We start from the raw sequence: 23,804 nt of genomic DNA, 5'->3' as shown, positions 1-23,804 counted from the left end.
TCCGAGGAACCGGCCGAGCCGAGACTTACGATCTGACCGGCCCCGCTTCAACCCGGTCCGGGAACACAGCCCACCAAATAGGCGGCCGTCGCTTCCCATATTGTATACTACTATGATAAGATTGTTGAACAATATGGACAAGCCAGTCACTTTCTGCTAAGGGATGCCAGGAGAGATGGAGACCTTGGGAGGGGTCCGTTCGGTGACGCTCATCGGCATTCACGCTTTTTGTCCTGATTGCAGCCGCTCGCTCCGGATGCCCCAAGGCCGCCTTTGCCGCGATGGAGCCCCGTCATGCCGGTAATCGACATCAACAGCGACCTGGGTGAAAGCTTCGGCGCCTGGACGATGGGCGACGACGCGGCGATGCTGGACATCGTCAGCAGCGCCAACGTGGCCTGCGGATTCCATGCCGGCGACCCTGCCGGAATCCTGCGCACGCTCGAGGCTGCCTGCCGGCGCGGCGTCGCCATCGGTGCGCATGTCGGCTACCGCGACCTTGCCGGCTTCGGACGCCGCAACATGGACCCGTCGAGCGAAGAGCTGGTCGGCGACGTCATCTACCAGATCGGCGCGCTGAAGGGTCTGGCGGCGGCGGCCGGCACGACCGTCACCTACGTCAAGCCGCACGGCGCACTCTACAACACCATCGCCCACGAAGAACGGCAGGCCAGCGACGTCATCACCGCCATCCGCAGCGTCGATCCCGGTCTTGTCCTGATGGCGCTGGCGGGATCGCCGCTGATCGCGCAGGCCCGCGCCGCCGGCCTGACCGTCGTGGCGGAAGCCTTCGCCGACCGGACCTACACAACCGATGGCCAGCTCGTCTCCCGGCGCCAGAAGGGCGCGGTGCTGCACGACCCGCAGGAGATTGCGCAGAGGATCGTGCGCATGGTCAAGGAGGGCGTCATCCGGTCGATCGACGGCGGCGACGTCGCCATCGAAGCCCAATCCGTCTGCGTCCATGGCGACAGCCCCGACGCTGTGGCAATCGCCCGGCGCCTGCGGGCCGGGCTGGAAGAAGCCGGCCTGTCCGTGCAGCCGTTTTCCGGCAAGGCCGAGGCGCGGTGACCGCGCTGGCGAAAACATCGCCTGCTGGAGCCGCTGGCTCGCCGATCGCCGGCCGGCACCCGGTACTGCGCTTTCTTCCCGTCCGCGCAGGCCGTATCCTCGTCGAACTCCCCGATCTGGAAACGACGCTCGCCCTGCTTGCTTCGCTCGAGAACGAGCCGATTGCCGGGATTTCGGAACTCATCCCGGCGGCGCGCACCCTGCTCGTCGCGTTCGACCCAAGCCAGTTGCCGCCAGCACGTCTGGTCGATGAGATTTCCGGCCGCGACCTCTCGACCGCCCCGGCAGCGACCGGCCCGCTGGTCGAAATTCCGGTTCGCTACGATGGCGAGGATCTTGCCGAGGTCGCCGCACTGCTGGGAATAAGCGAGGCGGAAGTCGTGCAACGCCACACGGCCGCCGACTACACAGTTGCCTTCACCGGCTTCGCGCCCGGCTTCGCCTACCTCGCCGGTGGCGATCCGCTGCTCGACGTTCCGCGCCGCAAGACACCGCGAACGCAGGTGCCGGCGGGAGCCGTGGGACTGGCGGGAGCATTCAGCGGCGTCTATCCGAAAACCAGCCCCGGCGGCTGGCAGCTGATTGGTTCTACGCCGCTCGCAATGTTCGATCTGGGGCGCGATCCGGCCACGATCCTGCAACCGGGATATCGTGTCCGCTTTGTCGACATGGCTGGATCGCACCGCCCTACGGCAATCGCCGCGCACCGGCGCAAGGCGTCGAGGCAAGTGGCGGGCAAGGAGATCGCGGCCGCGCAGATGCACATCCTCGACGCTGCCTTTCCGGTCCTATTCCAAGATCTCGGGCGCCCCGGACAGGCCAGCCAGGGCGTCAGCATCTCCGGCGCCGCCGACAAGGCGAGCCTCAAGGCGGCCAATCGGCTGGTCGGCAACCCACCGGACACGGCGGCGCTCGAAATCACCTTCGGCCGGTTTCGTTTCAGGATGAAGGGCGCCGGCGTCATGGCGCTGACCGGAGCACCGGCCTCTATCACCATCGAGGCGGCGAATGGAGCCACCCTCGCCGCGGCCAACGATGCAGCCATGGCACTGGAAGACGGCGACACGGTTTCGATCGGCGAGGCGACGCATGGCTTCCGCTCCTATCTGGCCCTGCGCGGCGGCTTCGCCGTCGAGCCGGTGCTGGGCAGCGCCTCGGGCGATACGCTGGCGCAGATCGGGCCGCGCGCGCTCACGACAGGTGATCGTGTCGATGTTCTGGCTGCGCCGATGGGTGCGCTCGTCTCGACAGTTCAGACGATCCATCCCGACCTTCCGAAGGCCGGCGAGGTGGTGACGCTCGACGTCACGCTGGGGCCGCGCACGGACTGGTTCACGCTGCAGGCCATCGCAAGCTTCCTGTCACAGGACTGGGAGGTCACGCCGCAATCGAGCCGTGTCGGCATCCGCCTGAAGGGCTCCGCTCTCGAACGCAGCGACACGCGCGAACTGCCGAGTGAGGCGACGGTGCAGGGCGCCGTGCAGGTGCCGGCAAGCGGCCAGCCCGTGCTCTTCCTCGCCGACCATCCGCTGACCGGCGGCTATCCGGTCATCGCCAACGTGGCAGCCCACCATCTCGACCTTGCCGGGCAAGTCCCCATCGGCGCCAAGGTGCGCTTCAACGCGCTCGGCCCCTTTGCCGAGATCGGAGCCGCGTCGTGAAGAAGGTTCTGATCGCCAATCGCGGCGAGATCGCTGTCCGCATCGTCCGGGCTTGCAAGGACGCCGGCCTGGCATCGGTGGCGGTCTATGCCGATGCCGACAGCGACGCACCCTTCGTGGGCATGGCCGATGAGGCCTATGCGCTCAATGGGCAAAAGGCGGGCGATACCTATCTCGACATCGGCAAGCTGATCGCCATCACGAAGCGTTCCGGCGCGGATGCCGTCCATCCGGGCTACGGCTTCCTGTCGGAGCGGGCCGAGTTCGCGCAAGCGATCATCGACGCCGGCCTGACCTGGATCGGGCCTTCCCCGAAGGTTATCGAGACGCTGGGCGACAAGCTTCAGGCGCGCGACATCGCCCGCGCCGTCGGCGCGCCGCTGGTCGCCGGCAGCGACGGGCCGGTCGCCACCGCCGCCGAGGCACTCGCCTTTGCCCGAAAATTCGGCCTGCCCATCGCCATCAAGGCTGCCCATGGCGGCGGCGGTCGCGGCCTGAAGATCGCGCGCAAAATGGACGAAGTGGAGGAGCTTTTCGATTCCGCCACACGCGAAGCCACAGCCGCCTTCGGGCGCGGCGAATGCTTCATCGAACAGTTCCTCGACCGGCCGCGCCACATCGAGGCGCAGGTGCTGGCCGACAGGCTGGGCAACGTCGTCGTCGTCGGCACGCGCGATTGCTCCATGCAGCGCCGCAACCAGAAGCTGATCGAGGAAGCTCCGGCGCCGTTCCTGACCGACGAACAGCGCGAACGCGTCGAGGAGGCGGCGCGCGCCATCTGCAAGGCGGCCGGTTATACCGGCGCCGGCACAGTCGAATTCCTGCTTTCCGCCGACGGCGTGATCTCCTTTCTTGAAGTCAACACACGCCTCCAGGTTGAGCATCCGGTGACCGAGGAAACGACCGGCGTCGACCTCGTGCGCGAGCAGTTCCGCATCGCCGAAGGCCTGCCGCTCTCCTTCACTGAGACGCCGAAACCGAGCGGCCATGCGCTGGAGTTCCGCATCAACGTCGAGGACCCAGGCCGCGGCTTCCTGCCGATGGCCGGCGCGATTTCCCTGTTCGCACCGCCGTCGGGTCCGGGTGTTCGGATAGACAGCGGCGTCGAAACGGGCTCGACGGTGCCGCCGCTGTTCGATTCCCTCATAGCCAAGCTGGTTGTCTGGGGATCGACGCGCGACGAGGCCATTGCCCGGGCACGGCGGGCACTCGGCGAATTCCGCATCGAGGGCGTGCCGACGGTCCTGTCCTTCCACCGCGCCGCGCTCGACCATCCGGATTTCTCGAAAAGCTTCGCCATCCACACCCGCTGGATCGAGACGGATTTTGCCGGGGTGTTGGACGCCGGCAGGCGTCCGGCGCCAGTGGTCGAGGCTGGCATGTTGCGCGGCAGGATCGAGATCGACAGCAGGCTCGTCGAGATCGGCATTCCCGACGCGCTGCTCGGTCTGCTCGGACGACCAGCAGGTATCCCGGTCGAACCCTCCTCGCCCACGCCGGACAAAAATGCCGTACACGCGCCGGTTCCGGGCGTGCTCGCACTGTGGCGCGTATCGGATGGAGACCGTGTCGAGACGGGCGACGTCGTCGCCGTGATGGACGCCATGAAGATGGAAACGACCGTGGCGGCGCCGCACGGCGGCAGAATAACGCTTCTGGCGAAGGCGGGATCGATGCAAACTGCCGGCGCCGTCATCGCGCGGATCGCGCCCGCCGATGCCGACACGACCGAAGCGGCGGAGGTTGAGGAATGAGCAATCCGATCCTGTCGATCGAGGGCCTCAGCGTCGAATTCGGTGCCAGCCGCGTGGTCGACAATCTGTCCTATTCGGTCGAGGCCGGACGCACACTTGCCATCGTCGGCGAGTCCGGTTCCGGCAAGTCGGTGACGGCCCTTTCGATCATGCGGCTGGCCGACATGGCCGGCGCCCGCTTCGCCGGCGGCAAGATCCTGTTCCAAAGCAGCAAGGGACCGGTCGACCTTCTGGCGCTCAGCCAGGACCAGATGCGCTCGATCCGGGGCAACGAGATCGCCATGATCTTCCAGGAGCCGATGACCTCGCTCAACCCCGTCTTTTCCATCGGCGACCAGATCAGCGAGGCGCTGATCCTGCACGAGCGCCTGACCGGCGCGCAGGCGCTGGAGGCGGCGGCGGAGCTGTTGGCCAAGGTGCGCCTGCCCGACCCGAAGGGCCAGTTGAAGCGCTATCCGCACCAACTGTCAGGCGGCATGCGCCAGCGCGTGATGATCGCCATGGCGCTGGCCTGCAAGCCGAAGCTGCTGATCGCCGACGAGCCGACCACGGCGCTCGACGTGACGATCCAGGCGCAGATTCTAGCCATCCTTCGCGACCTGCAGAAGGAATTCGGCATGGGCGTGATCTTCATTACCCACGACATGGGCGTGGTGGCGGAAATGGCCGACGACGTGGTGGTGATGCGAAATGGCCGCAAGGTCGAGGAAGGCGACGTCAGGACCATCTTCGCCAAGCCCGTGCAGCCCTACACCAAGGCGCTGCTCGCCGCCGTGCCGAAGCTCGGCGCCATGCAGGGCAAGGACCTGCCCCTGCGCACGCCGCTGACCGCCGCAACCGACGACGGCGTGACGACCGCGGCCGAAGAGGAGCGTATCCAGGATACTGCCCGCTACGACGCGGCGCCGCTTCTGGAAGTGCGCGACCTTGTCGTGCGCTTCGACGTCAAGCGCGGCCTGTTCGGCGGCGTCAGCCATCGCGTCCACGCCGTCGAGAAGGTCGGCTTCTCCATCTATCCGGGCGAGACGCTGGCACTCGTCGGCGAATCCGGATCGGGCAAGTCGACCATCGGGCGCACCATCCAGCAATTGCAGGCGGCGACCTCGGGCACGATCTCGTTCCGCGGCCGCCAGCTGACGGACCTGAACAAGGCCGAGCGTCACGCACTGCGGCAGAAGATCCAGTACATTTTCCAGGACCCGTTCGAGTCTCTCGACCCGCGCAAGACCGCCGGCTTTTCCATCGCCGAACCGATCCTGACGCACAGGCTGATGTCTGCCGCCGATGCCAGGCGCAAGGTGCATGAGTTGCTGGAGCGCGTCGGCCTGACGGCGGCGCATGCCGGCCGCTATCCGCACGAGTTTTCCGGCGGCCAGCGCCAGCGCGTCTGCATCGCCAGGGCGCTCGCCTGCGATCCGGAACTCATCGTCGCCGACGAATCCCTGTCGGCGCTGGATGTCTCGATCCAGGCGCAGATCATCAACCTGATGATGGACCTGCAGGCCGAGCGCAGCCTGGCCTATCTCTTCATCAGCCATGACATGGCGGTGGTGGAGAAGATCAGCCACCGTGTCGCCGTGCTCTATCTCGGCCAGATCGTCGAGCTCGGCCGACGCAGGCAGGTATTCGAGACGCCCGCGCACAGTTACACCAAAAGGCTCTTGTCGGCGGTTCCGGTCGCCGATCCCACGGTCCGCCGCGATACGCCGGTCCCCACCGGCGAGATCCCGAGCCCGCTTCGCCCGGTCGGCGACGAACCGGCCATCGTCACCATGAGCGAGATCGAAACCGGCCATTTCGTCGCCGGTTAGGAACAATCCACAGGAGGAACCAACGCATGACACTTAAACTAACCCGATCGCTGCTCGGTGCGCTGGCAATGTCCACCGCCCTCATTGCCGCTTCGCCGTCCCTCGCCGCCGGCAAGCTGACGGTTTCGCTGTCTCAGGACCCCGGCAGCTGGGACCCGGTCGACATCTTCCTGGTGGCCTGGGCGACCGTAGCGACGAACATCTTCGATGGCCTGACCTATCGCGGGCCGGACCTGAAGCTGGTGCCTGGCCTGGCCGAATCCTGGCAGGTGTCGGACGACGGCAAGAAGATCACCTTCAAGTTGCGCCAGAACGTCAAGTTCCACGACGGCGAGCCCTTCAACGCCGACGCCGTGAAATTCACCTTCGACCGCCTGCTCGGCGACGAAGGCTCGAAGGGGCCGCAGAAATCCAACTACGCGGCGATCGAAAAGGTCGAGGTGGTCGATCCCTCGACCGTCGATTTCATCCTGAAGAGCCCCGATCCGGTGCTGTTGACCAAGCTCGCCGGCTATGGCGCCATGATCGTGCCGCCGAACTACATCAAGGAAAAGGGCGAGGATTACTTCAACACCCACCCGGTCGGCACCGGCGCCTTCAAGTTCATCTCCTATGAGCCGAAGATCGGTGTGAAGCTCGAAGCGAACCCGGACTATTGGGGCGGCGCGCCGAAGATTTCCGAACTCGACTACAAGTTCATCACCGAGCCGGCCACCGCCGTCGCCGAATTGCAGGCAGGCCGCGTCGACATCGTCGTGCCGCCGATCATCCCGATCTCGATGGTGCCGACCATCAAGGGCGATTCCCGCCTCGAACTGATGAGCGTTCCGGGGCCGACGGTCGATGCGCTGCGCTTCAACACCCGCGACGGCATCACCGCCGACGTGCGCGTGCGCAAGGCGATCATCATGGCCGTCGACCGCAAAACCATCGTCGATGCCATCCTTGCCGGCCAGGCCTCGGAGATCGTCAGCTTCCAAAGCTCGCTCTCGCTCGGCTACGATCCGGACCTCAAGGGCCTGCCCTTCGATCCGGAAGGGGCGAAGAAGCTTCTGGCCGAGGCCGGCGTCAAGCCGGGCGCGCCGCTGCAGATCGACATCCGCGGCAATGACGCGACGATGAACGAGGTGGCGCAGGCAGTGAGCAGCTACCTGCAGGCCGTCGGCCTGAACCCCACCATCAAGCCCTATGAGCTGAACGTGCTGCTCAACGACATCATCCCGCAGGGCAAGACGGGCGCGCTGTTCCAGCAGAAGTGGGGCGGCTGGACCTTCGACTACGACAACACCGCCTATTCGATGTATCACAGCGGCGAGAAGTGGAACCCCTACGAGAAGGACGCCGAACTCGACAAGCTCCTGGAATCGCAGCGGCCGATGACCGATGCGGCCGAGCGCGAGAAGGTGCTTAAGCAGATCGCCGCCTATGTGAACGACAAGGCGCTGGAACTGCCGCTCTACAATTCCAACGCCATCTACGGCGTCAACAAACGGGTGAAGAACTTCACGCCCGCTCCCGACAACCGCATCAAGCTCAACGAAGTGACCGTCGACTAGGCGTGACCACTGCGGACGCCGCGCACCCTGCGCGGCGTCCTTCCCAAATCGGAGCGGCCCCGTGATCGGCTTTCTGACCAAACGCATCCTGCAGGCGATCTTCACCGTTCTCGTGGTGACGCTGGTCGTCGCTTTCGCCATACGCCTCACCGGCGACCCGGCGCTGATCAGCGCGCAGGGCGGCGGCACCGTCACCGAGGCGGACCTGCAGCGCATCCGAGTCGCGCTCGGCGTCGACCGGCCGTTCTACGTGCAGTATTTCGGTTTCCTCAAAGGGTTGCTGACGCTCGATTTCGGCCGCAGCTTCGTCGGCGGCACGCCGGTATCGCAACTGATCGGCACGGCGCTGCCGGCGACGCTGACGCTCGCTTTCGCTTCGCTCTTCGTCTCCATCATGCTGTCCATTCCGCTCGGCGTGAAAGCCGCCACAACGCGCGGCAAATGGCCGGACCAGGCGATCCGTATCTTTTCGCTGATCGGCCTGTCCTTCCCGAATTTCTGGCTGGCGACGATGCTGGTGCTGTTGTTCGCCATCGCGCTGCAATGGCTGCCGCCGTCCGGCTATGACGGCTTTTCCAGCTACATCATGCCGGCCGTCACCATGGGGCTGATCTTGACGGCAACCAACGTGCGGCTCGTGCGCACCACCATGCTCGACACGCTGCGCTCGCAATATGTCATGGTCGCCCGCGCCAAGGGCCTGAGCGAAACCAAGGTGCTCTACAAGCACGCGTTGCGCAATTGCGCCATCGTGCTTTTGACGTTCCTCGGCGTGCAGTTCGGCGGCCTGCTCGGGGGCATCGTCGTCGTCGAGCGCGTGTTCAACTGGCCGGGCATGGGCACGCTCGCCTTCGACGCGGTCGCCGCGCGCGATTATCCGGTGCTGCAATCCGTCATCACCGTGCTCTCGGCTCTCATCATCGGCGTCAACCTTCTGATCGATCTTGCTTACGGGCTGATCGACCCACGCATCAGGACGCAGTGACATGGCCAATGCAACGACATCCGGGCGTCTCAACCGCTTCAAGGCGATGGAGTTCGTCGTCGGCATCCTTTTGTTCGGCACGATCTGCCTTGCCGTCCTGTTTGCGCCGCTCCTGTTTCCCGACGGCGGCACCAAGATCGACCTCGCCGCTCGCCTGACGGCACCGTTCCAGAGCTTCGCGCATGTGCTGGGCACCGATCCGCTCGGCCGCGACGTGCTGGCGCGCGTGGTGACCGGCGGCAAGGTCTCGCTCGTCGTCGGCTTCGCCTCGGTGGTCGGCTCGATCTTCGTCGGCGTGGCGATGGGGCTGGTCGCCGGCTACTATCGCGGCGCCTGGGACGCACTCCTGATGCGCTTCGTCGACGTGCAGCTCGCCCTGCCCTTCATCCTGCTTGCCATCACCTTCTTCGCCATCCTCGGCGGCAGCCTGATCAACACCATCGTCCTGCTGATCGTGTCACAATGCGTGCAATATGCCCGCCTCGTCCGCGGGTCGGTGCTGTCGCTGCGCGAACGCGAATTCATCCTGTCGGCGCGCGCCATCGGCGTGGCCGACCGCAACATCATCCTGCGCCATCTGCTGCCCAACCTGCTCGGTCCGGTGATCGTGCTGGCAACGCTGAACTTCGCCAACAACATCCTGCTCGAAAGCAGCTTGACCTTCCTCGGCCTCGGCGTCGACCCGACCATTCCGAGCTGGGGCGGCATGCTGGCCGATGCGCGCACCTATCTGCAGACGGCATGGTGGGTCAGTGTCTTCCCCGGCCTCGCCATCCTGCTGACCGTGCTCGGCCTCAATCTCCTGGGCGACTGGCTGCGTGACAGTCTCGACCCGACCGGAAGGACGTCGCGATGACCGTGCTGCTCGACAAGCGCTTCGAGCGCACGCTGGATACCGTCCTCAAGGCTGAGCGCGGCACCTCCACACTGGAGCTGTGGACGTTCGACGACCGCAGGCATCGCCGCGAGGCCGAGGCGCGTTTCGCCAAGGCCGGCATTTCCGCGCGCTGCCGCAGCGCCTACAAGCCGCTGCTTCATTTCTTCCTGGAAGAGGTCGAGCGTACCGAGTTGGTCGCCGCAAGGATCGCCTATCCAATCCACAAACAGGCCGCGGCGAACCGGTTCCGGCTGGAGGCCTATCCTCTTGCCGGCCTGCTCGAAGGCGTCGACCTCGCTTTCGAGCCACGGCAGGGCGATGGTTTCGTCTACGACGTCGACTTGCGTTTCAAGGATGGCCGGCGGGAGACCCATGCGGTGCTGGCGCCCAACCGGCTGCATGGCGACGCGCAGGACCGGCCGACGGTATCGCCGACAGGCTGGATCATCCGCGACGGCAAGGGTCCCGGCGAACGGCTGGAGACGGACTACGAGCGCCTGTTCGAGGCGATCTGCACGGCGGCGACGACGGCCGATTGGCCGGAGAGCGAACCGTTCTTTCCTGAACTCGCCGTCGACGTCGCCTTTCCCGCCGAAGACGAGCCGCTCGACTTCCAGCAGGAAGCCGTGAGCCTCAGGGAGGCGCTGCACGAGGACCTTTATTTCACGCTTCTGGACGTCTTCCATAGGCGTTCCGGCCGCGCGCCGGGAGACCGGACGCTGCAACCCGGCCGCATCGTGCCGATGGTCGTCGGTCGAGGAGAAAAGATCAGCGCGCGTGTCGAGGTGCGGCCGATCCGCCGCTTCGCGACCAAGGCGAACGACCGGCCTTCGGAACCCATACGCTCGGCACCGGGTTTCGCGCGCATCGCGGCCGAATTGAAGAAGGTGGGCGGCACACCGTTCGACGTGCGCTCGGTCGGCGGCCGCAGGATCGTCGCGCACCATGTGTCGGGGAGCGACGTTCCGGTCATGGTTAGCGGCGGGCAGCATCCGAACGAGGTGACCGGGGTGCTCGGCGCGCTGTTCGGCGGACAGGCGCTGACAAGCAAGCCCAACGCGCATTTCACCGTTTCGCCGGTCGAAAACCCGGACGGCTATGCGCTGCACCAGCGCCTGTGCCGCGATAACCCGAACCACATGCACCACGCCGCGCGCTACACCGCGCTGGGCGACGACCTGGAATACCGGTCATCGGACAAGCTGTGGGAGAAGGAAATCCGAGCTGTCGCCCAGCGCCTCACCGGTGCGACACTGCATGTCAACCTGCACGGCTACCCGTCGCACGAATGGACCCGGCCGCTGATGGGATACATTCCGCGCGGCTTCGAGATGTGGACGCTGCCGAAGGGTTTTTTCCTTATCCTGCGCTACCATCAGGGATGGGAAGAGCCGGCCATGACGATGCTGGATAGCGTGACCAGGCGACTGGGCAAGGTGCCGGGCCTCGCCGACCTCAACCGCAGGCAGATTGCCCTTTACGAAATCCATGCCGGCGATGCAGGGTTCCAGATGATCAACGGCTTTCCATGCCATTGTTCGCTGGACGAGCGCTCCAGCGTGCCGGTGACGTTGATCACCGAATATCCCGACGAGACGATCTACGGCGACGCTCTGGTAGCCGGCTACAAGGCGCAGGCGGAAACGGTCGTCGCAGCCTATGACGCCTGGCAGATCTGCGCGCCGAAGGCCTGAACCTGCTGCCGGCGCCCCGCCCTGACGCTGTACCCAGCTTCAGCGGGTGAAGCTCTGGGCGTTGCCGGCATCGACGTTGACGATGTTTCCGGTGGACTTGGCCGACATATCGGACGCGAGGAAGTAGACCGCCTCGGCGATGTCTTCCGGGAAGACCGAGCGCTTGAGCATGGAGCGCTTGCGGTAGTGCTCTTCCAGTTCGTCCGGCTGCATCGAATAGGCGGCCGCGCGCTGCTCGCGCCATTCCCCGGTCCAGATCTTCGAACCGCGCAGCACGGCATCGGGATTGACGGTGTTGACGCGGATCTGATGTTCCGCCCCTTCCAGCGCCAGGCATCGCGCCAGATGGATTTCAGCAGCCTTGGCGGTGCAGTAGGCGGCTGCGTTCGGCGAAGCGGCAAGGCCGTTCTTCGAGGCGATGAAGACGACGTTGCCGCCGACCGCCTGTTGCTTGAAAAGCCGGAAGGCCTCGCGCGAAACGAGGAAATAGCCCTTGGCGAGAATGTCCATGTTGCGGTTCCACATCGACAGTTCGGTGTTTTCGATGGGAGCCGAAGACGAGATGCCGGCATTGGAGACGAGGATGTCGAGGCCGCCGAATTCGACCGCCGTCGAGGCGAAGCCGGCGGCGACATCGGCCTCGCTGGTGACGTCGAGCCTGATGGACCGGACGAAGTCCTTGCCGAACGCTGTGCCGAGCTCGCTGTTCGCGACCTCCAGCGCCGTCGCGTCGATATCCGCCAGCACCACGCAGGCGCCTTCGCGCAACAGGCGGATCGCCGTCGCCTTGCCGATGCCGCCGGCGCCGCCGGTCACCAGCGCGATGCGCCCGGCAAGCGATTTCGGTCTGGGCATGCGTTGCAGCTTGGCTTCCTCGAGCAGCCAGTATTCGATGTCGAACGCCTCCTGCTCCGGCAGACCGACATAGGCGGACACCGCCGAGGCGCCACGCATGACGTTGATCGCATTGACGTAGAACTCGCCCGAAATGCGGGCGGTCGCCTTGTCGGCGGCGAAAGTCAGCATGCCGACGCCCGGTATCAGGTAGACGACGGCGTTGGGATCGCGCACGGCGGGCGAATTGTCGTGCCGGCAACGGTCGTAATAGGCCTGATAGTCCGCTCGGTACGCAGCCACGTCGTCGGCCAGCCGCGCCGCGACGGCGTCGACATCCGGTTTGGCCGGGTCGAAGTCGATCACCAGCGGCCTGATCTTGGTGCGCAGGAAATGGTCGGGACAGGAGGTGCCGAGCGCCGCCAGCGGGCGCAGCTTTTGGGAATTGACGAATTCCAGCACCGCCTCGGAATCGTCGAAGTGGCCGACCTTGCTGACCGCGCCGGAAATCATGCCGCGAATCTTCGGCATCAGGCGGGCGGCGACAGCGCGCCGCTCCTGCGGCGCCAGCGCCTTGACGGCGGCTCCGCCGAAGGCCGGCTTGCCGCTGGTCTGCCCGTCGAACCATTCGATCGCCGCATTGATCGTGTCGATCGTGGTCCGGTAGCATTCTTCGGGCGTGTCGCCCCAGGTGAACAGGCCGTGGCTCTCCAGCACGACGCCCTTGGCCTTCGGATTCTCCTTGCAGAATTTCTCCAGCCACAGGCCGAGCTCGTAGCCCGGCCGCCGCCAGGGCAGCCAGCCGATCGCATCGCCGAAGACGGTCTTCGTCAGCGCCCTGGAGTCCTTCGCCGCGGCGATGGCGATGATGGCATCGGGATGCATGTGATCGACGAACGGCTTCGGCACATAGGCGTGCAACGGCGTGTCGATGGAGGCGGCGCGAGGGTTGAGATTGAAGGTGCAGTGCGGCAGGTAGCCGACCATCTCGTCCTCGTGGTCGGGTCCGCGATAGAGCCCCTTCAGCGCCCACAGCTTGTCCATGTAGAGCGTGGCGAAACCGTCCAGCTTGATGGAGGCGCTGTCGCCGCCGGACCCCTTGACCCACAGGACCTCCACCGCCTCCCCGGTCAGCGGGTCCTTCTGCATGATCTTCGAGGACGTGTTGCCGCCGCCGTAATTGGTGACCCGCTTGTCGGAACCCAAAAGGTTCGAGCGGTACACCAGACGCTCAGGCTCGCTCATGGCGGCCGCCTTCTTCTCATCCCACAGGTTGGCGAGCAGCGCTGAACGTTTGTCGGGCATGAATGGACCTCCGGATGGCGCCGTGCGCCCTCGCTCTATTCAGAAGCTTGCGTGCAAAAAGTCAATCATCAAAAGATGCAAATAGCTCATTTTGCAGCGCAATGTAATCGTATTGCATTGCAAAATGATTGAAGTCTCTCAAAACAGGCTTGCCAACATCACCGTTTTGCGTAACCTGCTTCAAGGTCAGGAGGATGACCGGCCAGGGAGGACAATTTGAACGATTTGGCCCGCCAGCGGCAGATCGTCGAGCTTTTGCGGGATCGCCCTTTCGCATCGGTTCGCGAGTTGCAGGAGCGCCTCGGCGTCTCCGCCGCCACGGTGCGCCGCGACATCGACAAGATCGACGAGTCCGGCGATGCGCGGAAGGTCTATGGCGGCGTATCCGCGCTGGAGACGTCCGGCGCCGTCTTCGCCCGCCCCTATGACGAGAACCGCGATCTCGCGGTCGAGGCGAAGCGGCAGATCGCCGATCTCGCCGCCACGTTGGTGAAGGACGGCGACGCTGTCATCGTCAACGGCGGCTCGACCTGCTTCCATCTCGGCGTCAAGCTCGCCGACCGCAACATCCGCCTGTTCACCAATTCGATGCCGCTGGCGGCCTATCTCGGCGAGAACGGTTCGTGCAGCCTGACCGTGGCCGGCGGCGACCTGCACCGCGAGCCGCGGGTGATCTATTCCTCGGCCGCGCCGACCGCCTTCTACGGCTCCAAGTTCTTTCTCGGCGCCCAGGGGATCAGTGCCGAGGGCCTGCTCGAATCCCATCCGCTGATGGTCCGCTCTATCCAGGAACTAAGCCAGACGGCGGACCAGATCGTCGTGCTGGCCGACAGCCGCAAATTCTCGATCCACGCCCGCAACGTCGCGCTGCCGCTCGCGCGGGTCGGCACGCTGATCACCGACGACGGTCTCAGCGACGCTGCCGCCCGCATGCTGGAAAGCGCCGGCGTCGCCGTGAGAATCGCCGGAGGGGCGCCATGAGTGGTGCGCTGGCGGTCTTCGATCTCGGCAAGACGAATTCCAAGCTGTTCGTCTTTTCGCGCGACGGAGCCGTCCTCGACGAGCGCCGCACCAAGCCCGTCTGGCTGACACATCACGGCAGGAGCGTGCTCGACGCCGAGCGGCTCGAAGCCTGGATGCGGGCGGAACTGGCCGGCGCAGTCGAGCGGCACGGCGTCGAGCGCGTCATCGTCTCCGCCCATGGCTGCACATTCGCGCTGGTTAGCGGCGACGACGACCTCAGGCATCCGATCCTCGACTACGAACAGGAAATCCCGCCCTCCGTCGCCGCCGAGATCGATCCGCAACTGCCGGACTTTTCCGAAACCTTCACCCCGCACCTGCCGCTCGGCTTCTGCATCACCCGCCACATCTACTGGCTGCAGAAGGAAGAGCCCGAGGCCTTTGCCGGCGCCGACGCCATCCTGTGCTATCCGCAATATTGGGGCTGGCGGCTGACCGGCCGCAAACTGTCGGAATATTCCTACCTCGGCGCGCACACGCAGGCCTGGGCGCCGCTGAAGCGCGACTACAGTTCCCTCGTCCATAAGCTCGGCTGGCGGCACCTGTTCCCGGAAATCGCCCCCGCCGGAGCAGTGGTCGACAGCGTGACCGTGCCGCTTGCCGATGGATCGGCGCGGGACCTTGCCGTGCATAACGGCGTCCACGATTCCAACGCGGCGCTCGCCTACTACCGCATGACGGGCCTGTCCGATTTCACCCTGGTGTCGACCGGCACCTGGGTCATCATCATCAACCTCGACTGCCCGCTGTCGGCGCTCCAGCAGGAGCGCGACATGATCTCCAACGTCACGGTGCGGGGCGAACCGGCGCCGTCGCTGCGGTTCATGGGCGGGCGCGAATACGACGACATCGCCGGGGGCTGGAACAAGCCGATCGGCCCGGCTGCCGTCGAAGCGGTGATACGGCGCGGCGTCTACGCCATGCCGTCGTGGACCGCCGGCGGCCCCTTTCCCGAGACGACCGGAGAAATCGTCGGCGGCGAGGTCAGCGGCGAGGAGCGCGCGGCGGTCGCAGCTCTCTATGTGGTGATGATGACCGACTTCTCGCTGGATCTCATCCGCTCCGACAACACGGTGATCGTCGACGGCGGGCTCGCTCGCATCGATCTCTTTGGCGCAATGCTGGCGCAGTTGCGGCCGGCGCAGCGCTTCGTGCGCTCGGCGATGAGCGAAGGTTCGGCGACCGGGGCCGCGGCGCTCGCCTTCGACGCGCTCGGCCATCATCCCTTCAAGGATGAAACGCAGGCGATCACGGCCAGCGCCATCGCGGGCCTCGAAGCCTATCGCGACGCCTGGCGCGCGCAGGCCGAATCGCGCCGCGACGACGCGCGCCGAAATGCGAAGGGAGCCAGGGCATGAGCGCGGACACGCCTTTCGTCACGCTCTCCGGCGTCTCCAAGGCCTTTGCCGGCGTGAAGGTGCTGAAGGACGTGAGCTTTGACGTGCGGGCGGGCGAAGTCCATGCACTGCTCGGCGAGAACGGCGCCGGCAAGTCGACACTGATCAAGATCCTGTCCGGGCTCTATATGCCGGACGGCGGCACGATCACGGTCGACGGGCGGCAAATCAAGCTCACCTCGCCGCGCGATGCAACCGCCGCCGGGATCGCCACCGTCTACCAGGAACTGCTGCTGTTCCCCGAATTGTCGGTCGCCGAAAACATCTTTCTCGGCCATTATCCTCGCACCTCTTCGGGCGCCATCGACTGGAGCGCCGTGCGCAGCCGCGCCCGCGACCTGCTCGACCAGCTCGACACCCGCGAACTGGATGTCGACACCAAGGTGCTTACGCTTTCCGTCGCGCAGCGGCAAAGGGTGGAGATTGCCAAGGCTCTCTCGCGCGACGCCAAAATCCTCATCATGGACGAGCCGACCGCCTCGCTCGTCGAGGCCGACGTACAACGGCTGATGGGGATCGTGCGCCAGTTGCGCGAACGCGGCGTCGGCATCGTCTATGTCAGCCACCGCCTGCCCGAAATCTTTGCGCTGGCCGACCGCGTCACCGTGCTGCGCGACGGCGCGCATGTGGCGACCAAGGACATCGGCGAGGTGGACGAGCGCCAGCTTGTCTCCCTCATGGTCGGCCGGCCGATCGACAGCCTGTTCCCGAAGGTCGAAGCGGCGATCGGCGACACGGTCCTTCAGGTCGACGGGCTGAACCGGGGCCGGCAGGTGCGCGACATCTCGTTTTCGCTGCGCAAGGGCGAGATCCTCGGCATCGCCGGGCTGGTCGGCAGCGGCCGCACCGAACTGGCGCTGACGCTGTTCGGCATGACGCCCGCCACGTCCGGAACGGTTGTGCTCGACGGTAAGCCGGTGGCGATCCGCTCGCCGCGGCAGGCGCGCGACCTCGGCATCGCATACGTTCCCGAGGACCGAGGCCTGCAAGGCCTCGTCAAGCCGATGGCGATCCGCAAGAACATCTCGATGGCGACCATCGACCGGCTGTCCTCCGGCATCTTCATCCGCGCGGCCCAGGAGGCCAGACGGGCGACGGAAGCCGTCAAGCGGCTCGGCGTGCGCTGCCGCAGCATCGGCCAGCCGGTCGGCGAACTGTCCGGCGGCAACCAGCAAAAGGTGGTCATCGCCAAATGGCTGGAAACCAGCCCCAAGGTGCTGATCCTCGACGAACCGACGCGTGGCGTCGATGTCGGCGCCAAGGCCGAAATCCACACCATCATGGGCGAACTGGTCAGGCAGGGCGTGGCGATCCTGATGATCTCGTCCGAATTGCCCGAGGTGCTGGGCATGAGCGACCGCGTGCTTGTCATGGCGGGCGGACGTATCATGGAGGAACTGAGCCGCGAAGAGGCGACGCCCGAGCGGGTCGGAGCCGCCATGACCGCGCACAAGGAGGCCGCGTGATGGCGATGAGCGGCGTCGACCTGCCTCCCGTGCGGCCGCAGACCAGCCTGCAGCGGCCGGGCTTCCTGCGCCGGCTTATGGCCGACTACGGCCAGGAACTCATCGTGCTGTTGGCCATCGTGGTGCTGTTCATCGCGGTGACGGCAGTCAACCCCCGCTTCATCTCGGCCAACAACCTGACGTCGATCTTTTCCGGCAACGCCTATATCGCCGTCGCCGCGATCGGCATGGCGATGGTCATCATCACCGGCAACATCGACGTCTCGATCGGCGCACTGATCGGCGTGCTGGCGACGATCTCCGGCACGCTGGCGGTCGCCGGCTATCCGATCTGGGTCGCCTGGTTCTTCCCCGTCCTGGTCGGCATGGCGATCAACGGGCTGATCGGCATCCTGGTCGCCTATTTCCGCATTCCCTCCATCGTGGTGACACTCGGCGCCCTGTCGATCCTGCGCGGCGGGCTGATCTCGGTCACCGGCGGCACCTGGATCAGCGACCTGCCGCCGGCCTTCCTGATCGCCCAGCAGAAATGGCTCGGCCTGCCGGTGCCGCTGGTCGCGATGATCGTGCTGACCGTGCTTGCCGCACTTTGGATGCGCTATTCGGCCTTCGGCCGCTCGCTCTACGCAGTCGGCGGCAACCCGGAGGCTGCCGTCGCCACCGGTATTCCGATCGAGCGCCGCATCGTCGCGGTCTTCATCCTGAACGGCTTCTTCGCCGGGCTGGCGACGATCCTGTTCGCCACCCAGTTGCAGGTTATCCAGTCGACCGTGCCGCCGAACCTGGAACTCACCATCATCATGGCCGCCGTCATCGGCGGCGTGTCGATCCTGGGCGGATCGGGCACCGTGATCGGCTCGACGCTGGCGGCGATCCTGTTCGCCACCATCGGCTCGGCGCTGATCTTCGTCAACGTCTCGGCCTACTGGCTGCGCGCGGTGATCGGCCTGCTGATCCTGGCGACGGTGCTGGCCGACATGCTGCGCCGCCGGCGGACCGTGTAGGAGCCGGCGATGACGCTTCGATCCCTCATTCGCCACGAAACGTTCCTGGCCATCCTGCTGGTGCTGGCGCTGGTCGTTCTGTCATGGCAGTCGGACAGGTTCTTCACGGTCGCCAACCTACTGAACCAGGGCCGGCTGATGACCGAGACCGGCCTGATCGCCATTGCCATGACCTTCGTCATCGCCACTGGCGGCATCGACCTTTCGGTCGGCTCGATCCTCGGCCTGACGGCGATCCTGACCGGCGTATTCTGGAAGAACCTCGGCGTGCCGCTGCCGGCCGCAGCGGTGGCGGCGATCGCCGTCGGCACCTTTGCCGGCTATGTCAATGGCCTCATCATCACCCGCTTCCGGGTTCCGGCGCTGATCGCCACGCTGGCGACGCTGGCGCTCTATCGCGGACTTGCCGAAGGCATCAGCCAGGCGCGCTCGGTGCGCGGCTATCCGGACTGGTTCTACGTGCTCGGCCAGGGCGAGGTGCTGGGCGTGCCCACCCAGCTCTGGATCCTGCTGATCGCGGCGGTCGTCGCGGCCGTCATCCTTGCCTATACGCGCTGGGGCCGCACCACCTACGCCATCGGCTCGAACGAAGTGGCGGCGCGCTTTTCCGGCCTTTCGGTCGAAGGCACGAAGCTCGCCCTCTATACGATGTCGGGATTCGCCGCCGCCGTCGCCGCCGTCATCTTCGTCTCGCGCGTCTCGACGACGCGCTCGGACATGGGCTCCGGCATCGAGCTCGACGCCATCACGGCGGTGGTGCTGGGCGGCACGTCTATCTTCGGCGGGCGAGGCACGGTGCTCGGCACGGTGCTCGGGCTGTGCCTGATCCAGGCGCTGAAGAACGGCCTGTCGCTGGCGGGCGTCAAAGGCGACGGTACGATCATGTTGATCGGCATCGTGCTTATCCTGGCGGTCCTCGCCAGCGCGATCTTCGAGAGGAGCGGCACTCGATAAATGGGAGAAGACCGTCCTTCACTGCCGCTCATCAGTGTCCGGACGATTATTTGGAGGATGAAATGCACAAAATCGTACTTTCCGCGCTTCTTGCCTTGTCATTCTCGACAAGCCTGAGCCACGCCCAATCCGCCTGGACGGGCGGCGACGACCTGCCGACCAACCCGCTCGCCTGCGACGCCACGCCCGCGACCGCCGAGGCGAAGCCCTACGACGGCGGCCAGCCGACCAACCCGCCCGACCGCAAGGGCAAGACGCTGACCGTGGTGGACGTGCCGAAGCTCGTCGGCATCGGCTATTTCAACGCGACGTCGAAAGGTATCGCCGACGCCGCCAAGGAAATGGGCACGATGAACGCCAAGACCGACGGTCCGAGCAAGGCCAACATCGACGACCAGATCACGCTGATCGACAACTACATCACCAGCGGCGTCGACGGCATCCTGTTCGCCGCCAACGATCCCGTCGCCATCTCGCCGGTGCTGAAGAAGGCGCTTGCCGCCGGCATCAACGTCGTCGGCTACGACGCCAATTCGGAGCCGGACGCACGCCAGTGGTTCGTCAACCAGGCCGAGTTCAACGGCATCGCCAAGGCGATGGTCGATTCCATGGCCTCCGAGATCGGTGAGGAAGGCTCCTTCGCCATCGTCACCTCCACCTTCACCACGCCCAACCAGGCGCGCTGGATTTCGGAGATGGCGGCCTACCAGGCGAAATGCCATCCGAAGATGAAGTGGCTTGAGACGGTCGAAGCGCAGGAAGACAACATCCTGTCGTTCAACCAGTCGAACACGCTCATCAACAAATACGGCGATGAGCTGAAGGGTATCTTCGGCATGACTTCGGTGGCGACGCCGGCGGCAGCCGACGCGGTGACGCAGGCCAAGAAGTGCGGCAGCGTCGCCGTCGTCGGCCTGGCCACGCCGAACGCTATGAAGCCCTACGTTGGGGCGGGTTGCGTCAAGTCGGTGGTTCTCTGGAACCCGGTCGACCTCGGCTATGCCGCCGCCTATGTGCTGCGGGCCGCCGCTGACGGCACGCTGGCGCCCGGCGCGACCTCGGTCAAGGCCGGCAAGCTCGGCGACCTGTCGGTGATCAACGGCTCGGAGATCCTGCTCGGCGCGCCGTTCGTCTTCACCAAGGACAACATCAACGATTTCGACTTCTAGGTCGAAGCGGGAGGCGCGCCAGCGCCTCCCGCCCCTTTTCTCTCGTGCCCCGAAAACTCACGACCGAACCATGACAAGCGCACCCGATACCGCCGACCTGCAAGCCGAAATGGCGGCGTTGCGCGCCTTCTCGGCGGCCGTCGGCTCCGACCCGTCGCTGACGCAGGCCGCCGGCGGCAACACCTCCATCAAGGACGGCGACACGCTCTGGATCAAGGCATCCGGGACATGGCTGGCGCACGCACTGGAGCGCGACATCATGGTGCCGGTGGAAATGACGCCGCTGCTCGCAGCGGTCGAAGCCGGCGATCCCGCCGCCGAACAGGCGCACCGCTTCACCATTGCCGCGCGCAACCCTTCGGGCCTCAGGCCGTCGATCGAGACGACCGTGCATGCGCTGATGCCGCAGCGCGTCGTCGCCCATGTGCATTGCGTCGACACCATCGCACTGGCAGTCCGCACCGACGCGGTTGCCGAACTCGGCCAACGCCTCGATGGCTTCAACTGGGCCTATGTGCCGTATCACCGGCCCGGCCTGCCGCTGGCGAAGGGAATTGCGCTGCACCGCGCGCAACGCCCCGACGTGCTTATCCTCGGCAACCACGGCCTTGTCGTCGCCGCCGAAAGCGTCGCCGAAGCGGAAGCGCTGCTGCGCACGGTCAAGCAGCACCTGAGGCAGGACGCACGGCCCACACCGCCGGCCGATACGAAACGGCTTGCGCAACTGGCCGATGCCGCCGGCTACCGCTTGCCGGCGGATCGCGCGGCCCATGCGGTCGCGCTCGACGCCGCCGCCACGGCGATCGCGGCTGGCGGCAGCCTCTACCCCGACCACGTCATCTTCCTCGGCGTCGGCTCGACCGTCGCGCAACCGGGCGAAACGCCCGCCGATGTCCGGCGCAGGATCGGATCGGCGCCGGCCTCCATCCTGTTTCCGGGCCTCGGCGTGTTGATGCGCGCCGACGCCAGCGCCAGCGCCGACGCCATGGCGCGCTGCCTCGCCGACGTCGCCACGCGCATCCCGAAAGGCGCGCCGCTGCGCTATCTGAGCGAAGACGAGAATCACGAGCTGACCAACTGGGACGCCGAGAAATACCGCCAGAAACTCGACGCCGCGGCGGCGAAGCGATGACGGCAGACCTCTTCATCGGCATCGATGTCGGCACATCCGGCGTGCGGGCGGTGGCGATGGACGCCGCCGAACGGCTCGTCGGGCAAGGCGCGTGCGCGATGGATGCGACGGGACCCGATCCGCGCCACCCGCAGACATGGCTGCGCGCCGTGGAACTGGCGCTGGCGGAACTGCTCGGCACGATTTCCCGCCATGCGGTGCGGGCGCTCGCCGTGGACGGCACGTCCGGCACCACCCTTCCCGTCGATGCGGCCGGCATTCCGCTGGACGCGCCGCTGATGTACAACGATGCCGTTCCCGACCCTACAATCGTCGAGCGCATCGCACCGATCGTCCCGGCCGGGTCGGCGGCGAACGGCCCGACCTCCGGCCTCGCCAAGGCGCTTCACCACCAATCGGTGCGCGGCCTGGAGCGCGTGCTGCATCAGGCCGACTGGATCATGGGCCAGTTCACCGGCCATTTCGACACGACCGACGAAAACAATGCGCTGAAGACCGGCTACGATCCGGTCGCCGCGCGCTGGCCGGACTGGATGGCAGCGACAGGGCTCGATATGGCGCTGCTGCCCCGTGTCGTCGCGGCCGGCGCGCCCGTCGGCCGTATTTCCCGGCAGGCAGCCGACCGTTTCGGCCTGCCGGTCGATACGCTGGTGGTGGCGGGAACGACGGACGGCTGCGCATCGTTCCTGGCGACGGGGGCGAGCGCTCTCGGCGACGGCGTCACGGCGCTCGGCTCGACGCTGACGCTCAAACTGTTGTCGGACAGACCGATCTTCGCGCCGCGCTACGGCGTCTACAGCCATCGCATCCTCGGCATGTGGCTGGCCGGCGGCGCCTCCAACAGCGGCGGCAAGGTTTTAGGGCAATTCTTCGACATCGACCGCATCCGCACCCTCAGCGCCGAAATCGATCCCGAGGCCGACACCGAGCTCGGCTACTATCCGCTGCTTAAGCCCGGCGAGCGTTTTCCGATAGCCGATCCGGTCTATCCGCCCCGGCTCACGCCGCGCCCGGAAAGCGACGCAACCTTCCTGCAAGGAATGCTGGAAGGCATCGCGGCCATCGAGGCGCTTGGCTACCGCCGGCTGGCCGAACTCGGCGCGCCGCAGCTGAAATCGATGCGCAGCGTCGGCGGCGGGGCGGCCAACGCCGCCTGGACGCGCATCCGGCAACGCAGGCTCGGCGTTCCCTTCCTCGACGCCCGGTCGCAGGAAGCGGCGGCCGGCACCGCGCGGCTTGCGTTGGCCGGCGCGCGTGCGGCGGGCCTTCTGGCATGACCGCGCCCATCGCTCTTTCCGGCACAGGCGCCCTGGCCGACCGTTTCGATGTCTTCTTTATCGACCAGTTCGGCGTGCTGCACGACGGCACGGCCCCCTATCCGGGCGCAGTCGAGGCGCTCGCACGGCTGACGGCATCGGGCAAGACGACGGTGCTGTTGTCGAATTCCGGCAAGCGGTCGGCACCTAACGAGGCGCGGCTGGTCAAGCTCGGCTTCAAGCCGGGAAGCTGGTCGCATTTCCTGTCGTCCGGCGAGGTCGCCTGGCGCCAGCTTGCCGATGCCGGCCAGTCGGGCCGCCGCTGCCTGCTGGTGGCGCGCGACGGCGACACGTCGGCGGTCGACGGGCTGCCGCTGCAGCTTGTCGACGACGGCGCGCAGGCGGATGTGGTGCTGTTATCGGCCTCCGAGAGCGACCGCTACGACCTTGCGCACTACGAGAAGCTGCTTGGTCCGGCTGCGCGGCGCGGCGTGCCGTGCCTGTGTACGAATCCCGACAAGATCATGCTGACGCCGGCCGGCCCCAGCTTCGGCGCTGGACGGATCGCCGAACTTTACGCCGAACTCGGCGGGCCGGTGACCTGGATCGGCAAGCCGTTTCCCGAAATCTACACGGCGGCACTGGCGCTGGCCGGGAACCCCGATCCCGCGCGTGTCGTTTGCGTCGGCGACAGCGTCGAGCACGATATCGCCGGCGGCGCCGAAGCCGGTCTGGCGACGGCGCTGGTCGAGACCGGCATCCTGGCGACTAGCCACGAGAACGAGAGACGGCGGCTCTATAAGCGCTACGGCGTCGTGCCCGGCTTCACCCTGCCGGGCTTCTACTGGTGATGAG

18 protein-coding genes are annotated in these 23,804 nt (G+C 66.2%); 17 read left to right on the top strand and 1 reads right to left on the bottom strand.

Annotation, left to right across the window (positions count from 1 at the left end; translation table 11 throughout):
- The first annotated feature begins 294 nt into the window (after positions 1–294).
- The 8 genes from FGU64_RS19990 to FGU64_RS19955 all read left to right on the top strand — a co-directional run bounded on the left by FGU64_RS19990 (position 295) and on the right by FGU64_RS19955 (position 11,409).
- A complete protein-coding gene (locus FGU64_RS19990) occupies positions 295–1,071 on the top strand; it encodes a 5-oxoprolinase subunit PxpA (RefSeq protein ID WP_139954738.1) in 777 nt (258 codons plus the stop codon).
- On the top strand, positions 1,068–2,732 hold the full coding sequence (locus FGU64_RS19985; RefSeq protein WP_348639772.1) for an urea amidolyase family protein: 1,665 nt from the start codon (positions 1,068–1,070) through the stop codon (positions 2,730–2,732). The genes FGU64_RS19990 and FGU64_RS19985 overlap by 4 nt, the downstream gene beginning before the upstream one ends.
- Positions 2,729–4,486: a biotin carboxylase N-terminal domain-containing protein gene (locus FGU64_RS19980; RefSeq protein WP_139954737.1), complete on the top strand. Its 1,758-nt coding sequence runs from the start codon at positions 2,729–2,731 to the stop codon at positions 4,484–4,486. Before FGU64_RS19985 ends, FGU64_RS19980 begins: the two co-directional genes overlap by 4 nt.
- A complete protein-coding gene (locus FGU64_RS19975) occupies positions 4,483–6,297 on the top strand; it encodes an ABC transporter ATP-binding protein (protein ID WP_139954736.1) in 1,815 nt (604 codons plus the stop codon). The genes FGU64_RS19980 and FGU64_RS19975 overlap by 4 nt, the downstream gene beginning before the upstream one ends.
- 26 nt (positions 6,298–6,323) lie before the next feature.
- Entirely contained in the window at positions 6,324–7,853 is a 1,530-nt protein-coding gene (locus tag FGU64_RS19970; protein ID WP_139954735.1) for an ABC transporter substrate-binding protein, read from the top strand.
- Positions 7,854–7,914: 61 nt separating this feature from the next.
- Positions 7,915–8,838 carry an ABC transporter permease gene (locus FGU64_RS19965; RefSeq protein ID WP_139954734.1) on the top strand — a complete coding sequence of 308 codons (924 nt, stop codon included), beginning with the start codon at positions 7,915–7,917 and terminating at the stop codon, positions 8,836–8,838.
- A gap of 1 nt (position 8,839) precedes the next feature.
- The gene (locus FGU64_RS19960; protein ID WP_136358455.1) at positions 8,840–9,694 is read left to right on the top strand and encodes an ABC transporter permease; all 855 of its coding nucleotides are present in this window, start codon (positions 8,840–8,842) and stop codon (positions 9,692–9,694) included.
- On the top strand, positions 9,691–11,409 hold the full coding sequence (locus tag FGU64_RS19955; RefSeq protein ID WP_139954733.1) for a peptidase M14: 1,719 nt from the start codon (positions 9,691–9,693) through the stop codon (positions 11,407–11,409). Before FGU64_RS19960 ends, FGU64_RS19955 begins: the two co-directional genes overlap by 4 nt.
- A gap of 39 nt (positions 11,410–11,448) precedes the next feature.
- Here the strand turns inward: FGU64_RS19955 and FGU64_RS19950 are convergent, their stop codons facing one another.
- The gene (locus FGU64_RS19950) at positions 11,449–13,548 is read right to left on the bottom strand and encodes a bifunctional rhamnulose-1-phosphate aldolase/short-chain dehydrogenase (protein WP_139954732.1); all 2,100 of its coding nucleotides are present in this window, start codon (positions 13,546–13,548) and stop codon (positions 11,449–11,451) included.
- A 216-nt stretch (positions 13,549–13,764) separates the two neighbouring features.
- Between FGU64_RS19950 and FGU64_RS19945 the strand changes: the two genes are divergently transcribed.
- From FGU64_RS19945 to FGU64_RS19905, 9 genes are all read left to right on the top strand, one after another.
- Positions 13,765–14,529: a DeoR/GlpR family DNA-binding transcription regulator gene (locus FGU64_RS19945; RefSeq protein ID WP_139954731.1), complete on the top strand. Its 765-nt coding sequence runs from the start codon at positions 13,765–13,767 to the stop codon at positions 14,527–14,529.
- Positions 14,526–15,929: an FGGY family carbohydrate kinase gene (locus FGU64_RS19940; RefSeq protein WP_139954730.1), complete on the top strand. Its 1,404-nt coding sequence runs from the start codon at positions 14,526–14,528 to the stop codon at positions 15,927–15,929. Before FGU64_RS19945 ends, FGU64_RS19940 begins: the two co-directional genes overlap by 4 nt.
- On the top strand, positions 15,926–17,434 hold the full coding sequence (locus FGU64_RS19935) for a sugar ABC transporter ATP-binding protein (protein ID WP_139954729.1): 1,509 nt from the start codon (positions 15,926–15,928) through the stop codon (positions 17,432–17,434). Before FGU64_RS19940 ends, FGU64_RS19935 begins: the two co-directional genes overlap by 4 nt.
- Positions 17,435–17,511: 77 nt before the next feature.
- Entirely contained in the window at positions 17,512–18,438 is a 927-nt protein-coding gene (locus tag FGU64_RS19930) for an ABC transporter permease (protein WP_246671379.1), read from the top strand.
- 9 nt (positions 18,439–18,447) lie between these two features.
- Positions 18,448–19,392 carry an ABC transporter permease gene (locus FGU64_RS19925; RefSeq protein ID WP_139954728.1) on the top strand — a complete coding sequence of 315 codons (945 nt, stop codon included), beginning with the start codon at positions 18,448–18,450 and terminating at the stop codon, positions 19,390–19,392.
- Positions 19,393–19,454: 62 nt separating this feature from the next.
- Positions 19,455–20,561 carry a substrate-binding domain-containing protein gene (locus tag FGU64_RS19920; RefSeq protein ID WP_139954727.1) on the top strand — a complete coding sequence of 369 codons (1,107 nt, stop codon included), beginning with the start codon at positions 19,455–19,457 and terminating at the stop codon, positions 20,559–20,561.
- 70 nt (positions 20,562–20,631) lie between these two features.
- A complete protein-coding gene (locus FGU64_RS19915) occupies positions 20,632–21,693 on the top strand; it encodes a class II aldolase/adducin family protein (RefSeq protein ID WP_139954726.1) in 1,062 nt (353 codons plus the stop codon).
- Positions 21,690–22,970: an FGGY-family carbohydrate kinase gene (locus FGU64_RS19910; protein WP_139954725.1), complete on the top strand. Its 1,281-nt coding sequence runs from the start codon at positions 21,690–21,692 to the stop codon at positions 22,968–22,970. Before FGU64_RS19915 ends, FGU64_RS19910 begins: the two co-directional genes overlap by 4 nt.
- Positions 22,967–23,800, top strand: a complete 834-nt coding sequence (locus tag FGU64_RS19905) for a TIGR01459 family HAD-type hydrolase (protein WP_139954724.1) — start codon at positions 22,967–22,969, stop codon at positions 23,798–23,800. Before FGU64_RS19910 ends, FGU64_RS19905 begins: the two co-directional genes overlap by 4 nt.
- Positions 23,801–23,804 lie beyond the last annotated feature (4 nt).

The sequence above is a fragment of the Mesorhizobium sp. 8 genome (assembly GCF_006351905.1).
Taxonomy (GTDB): Bacteria; Pseudomonadota; Alphaproteobacteria; order Rhizobiales; family Rhizobiaceae; genus Mesorhizobium; species Mesorhizobium composti.
This window is presented reverse-complemented; position numbering and strand designations above follow the sequence as displayed.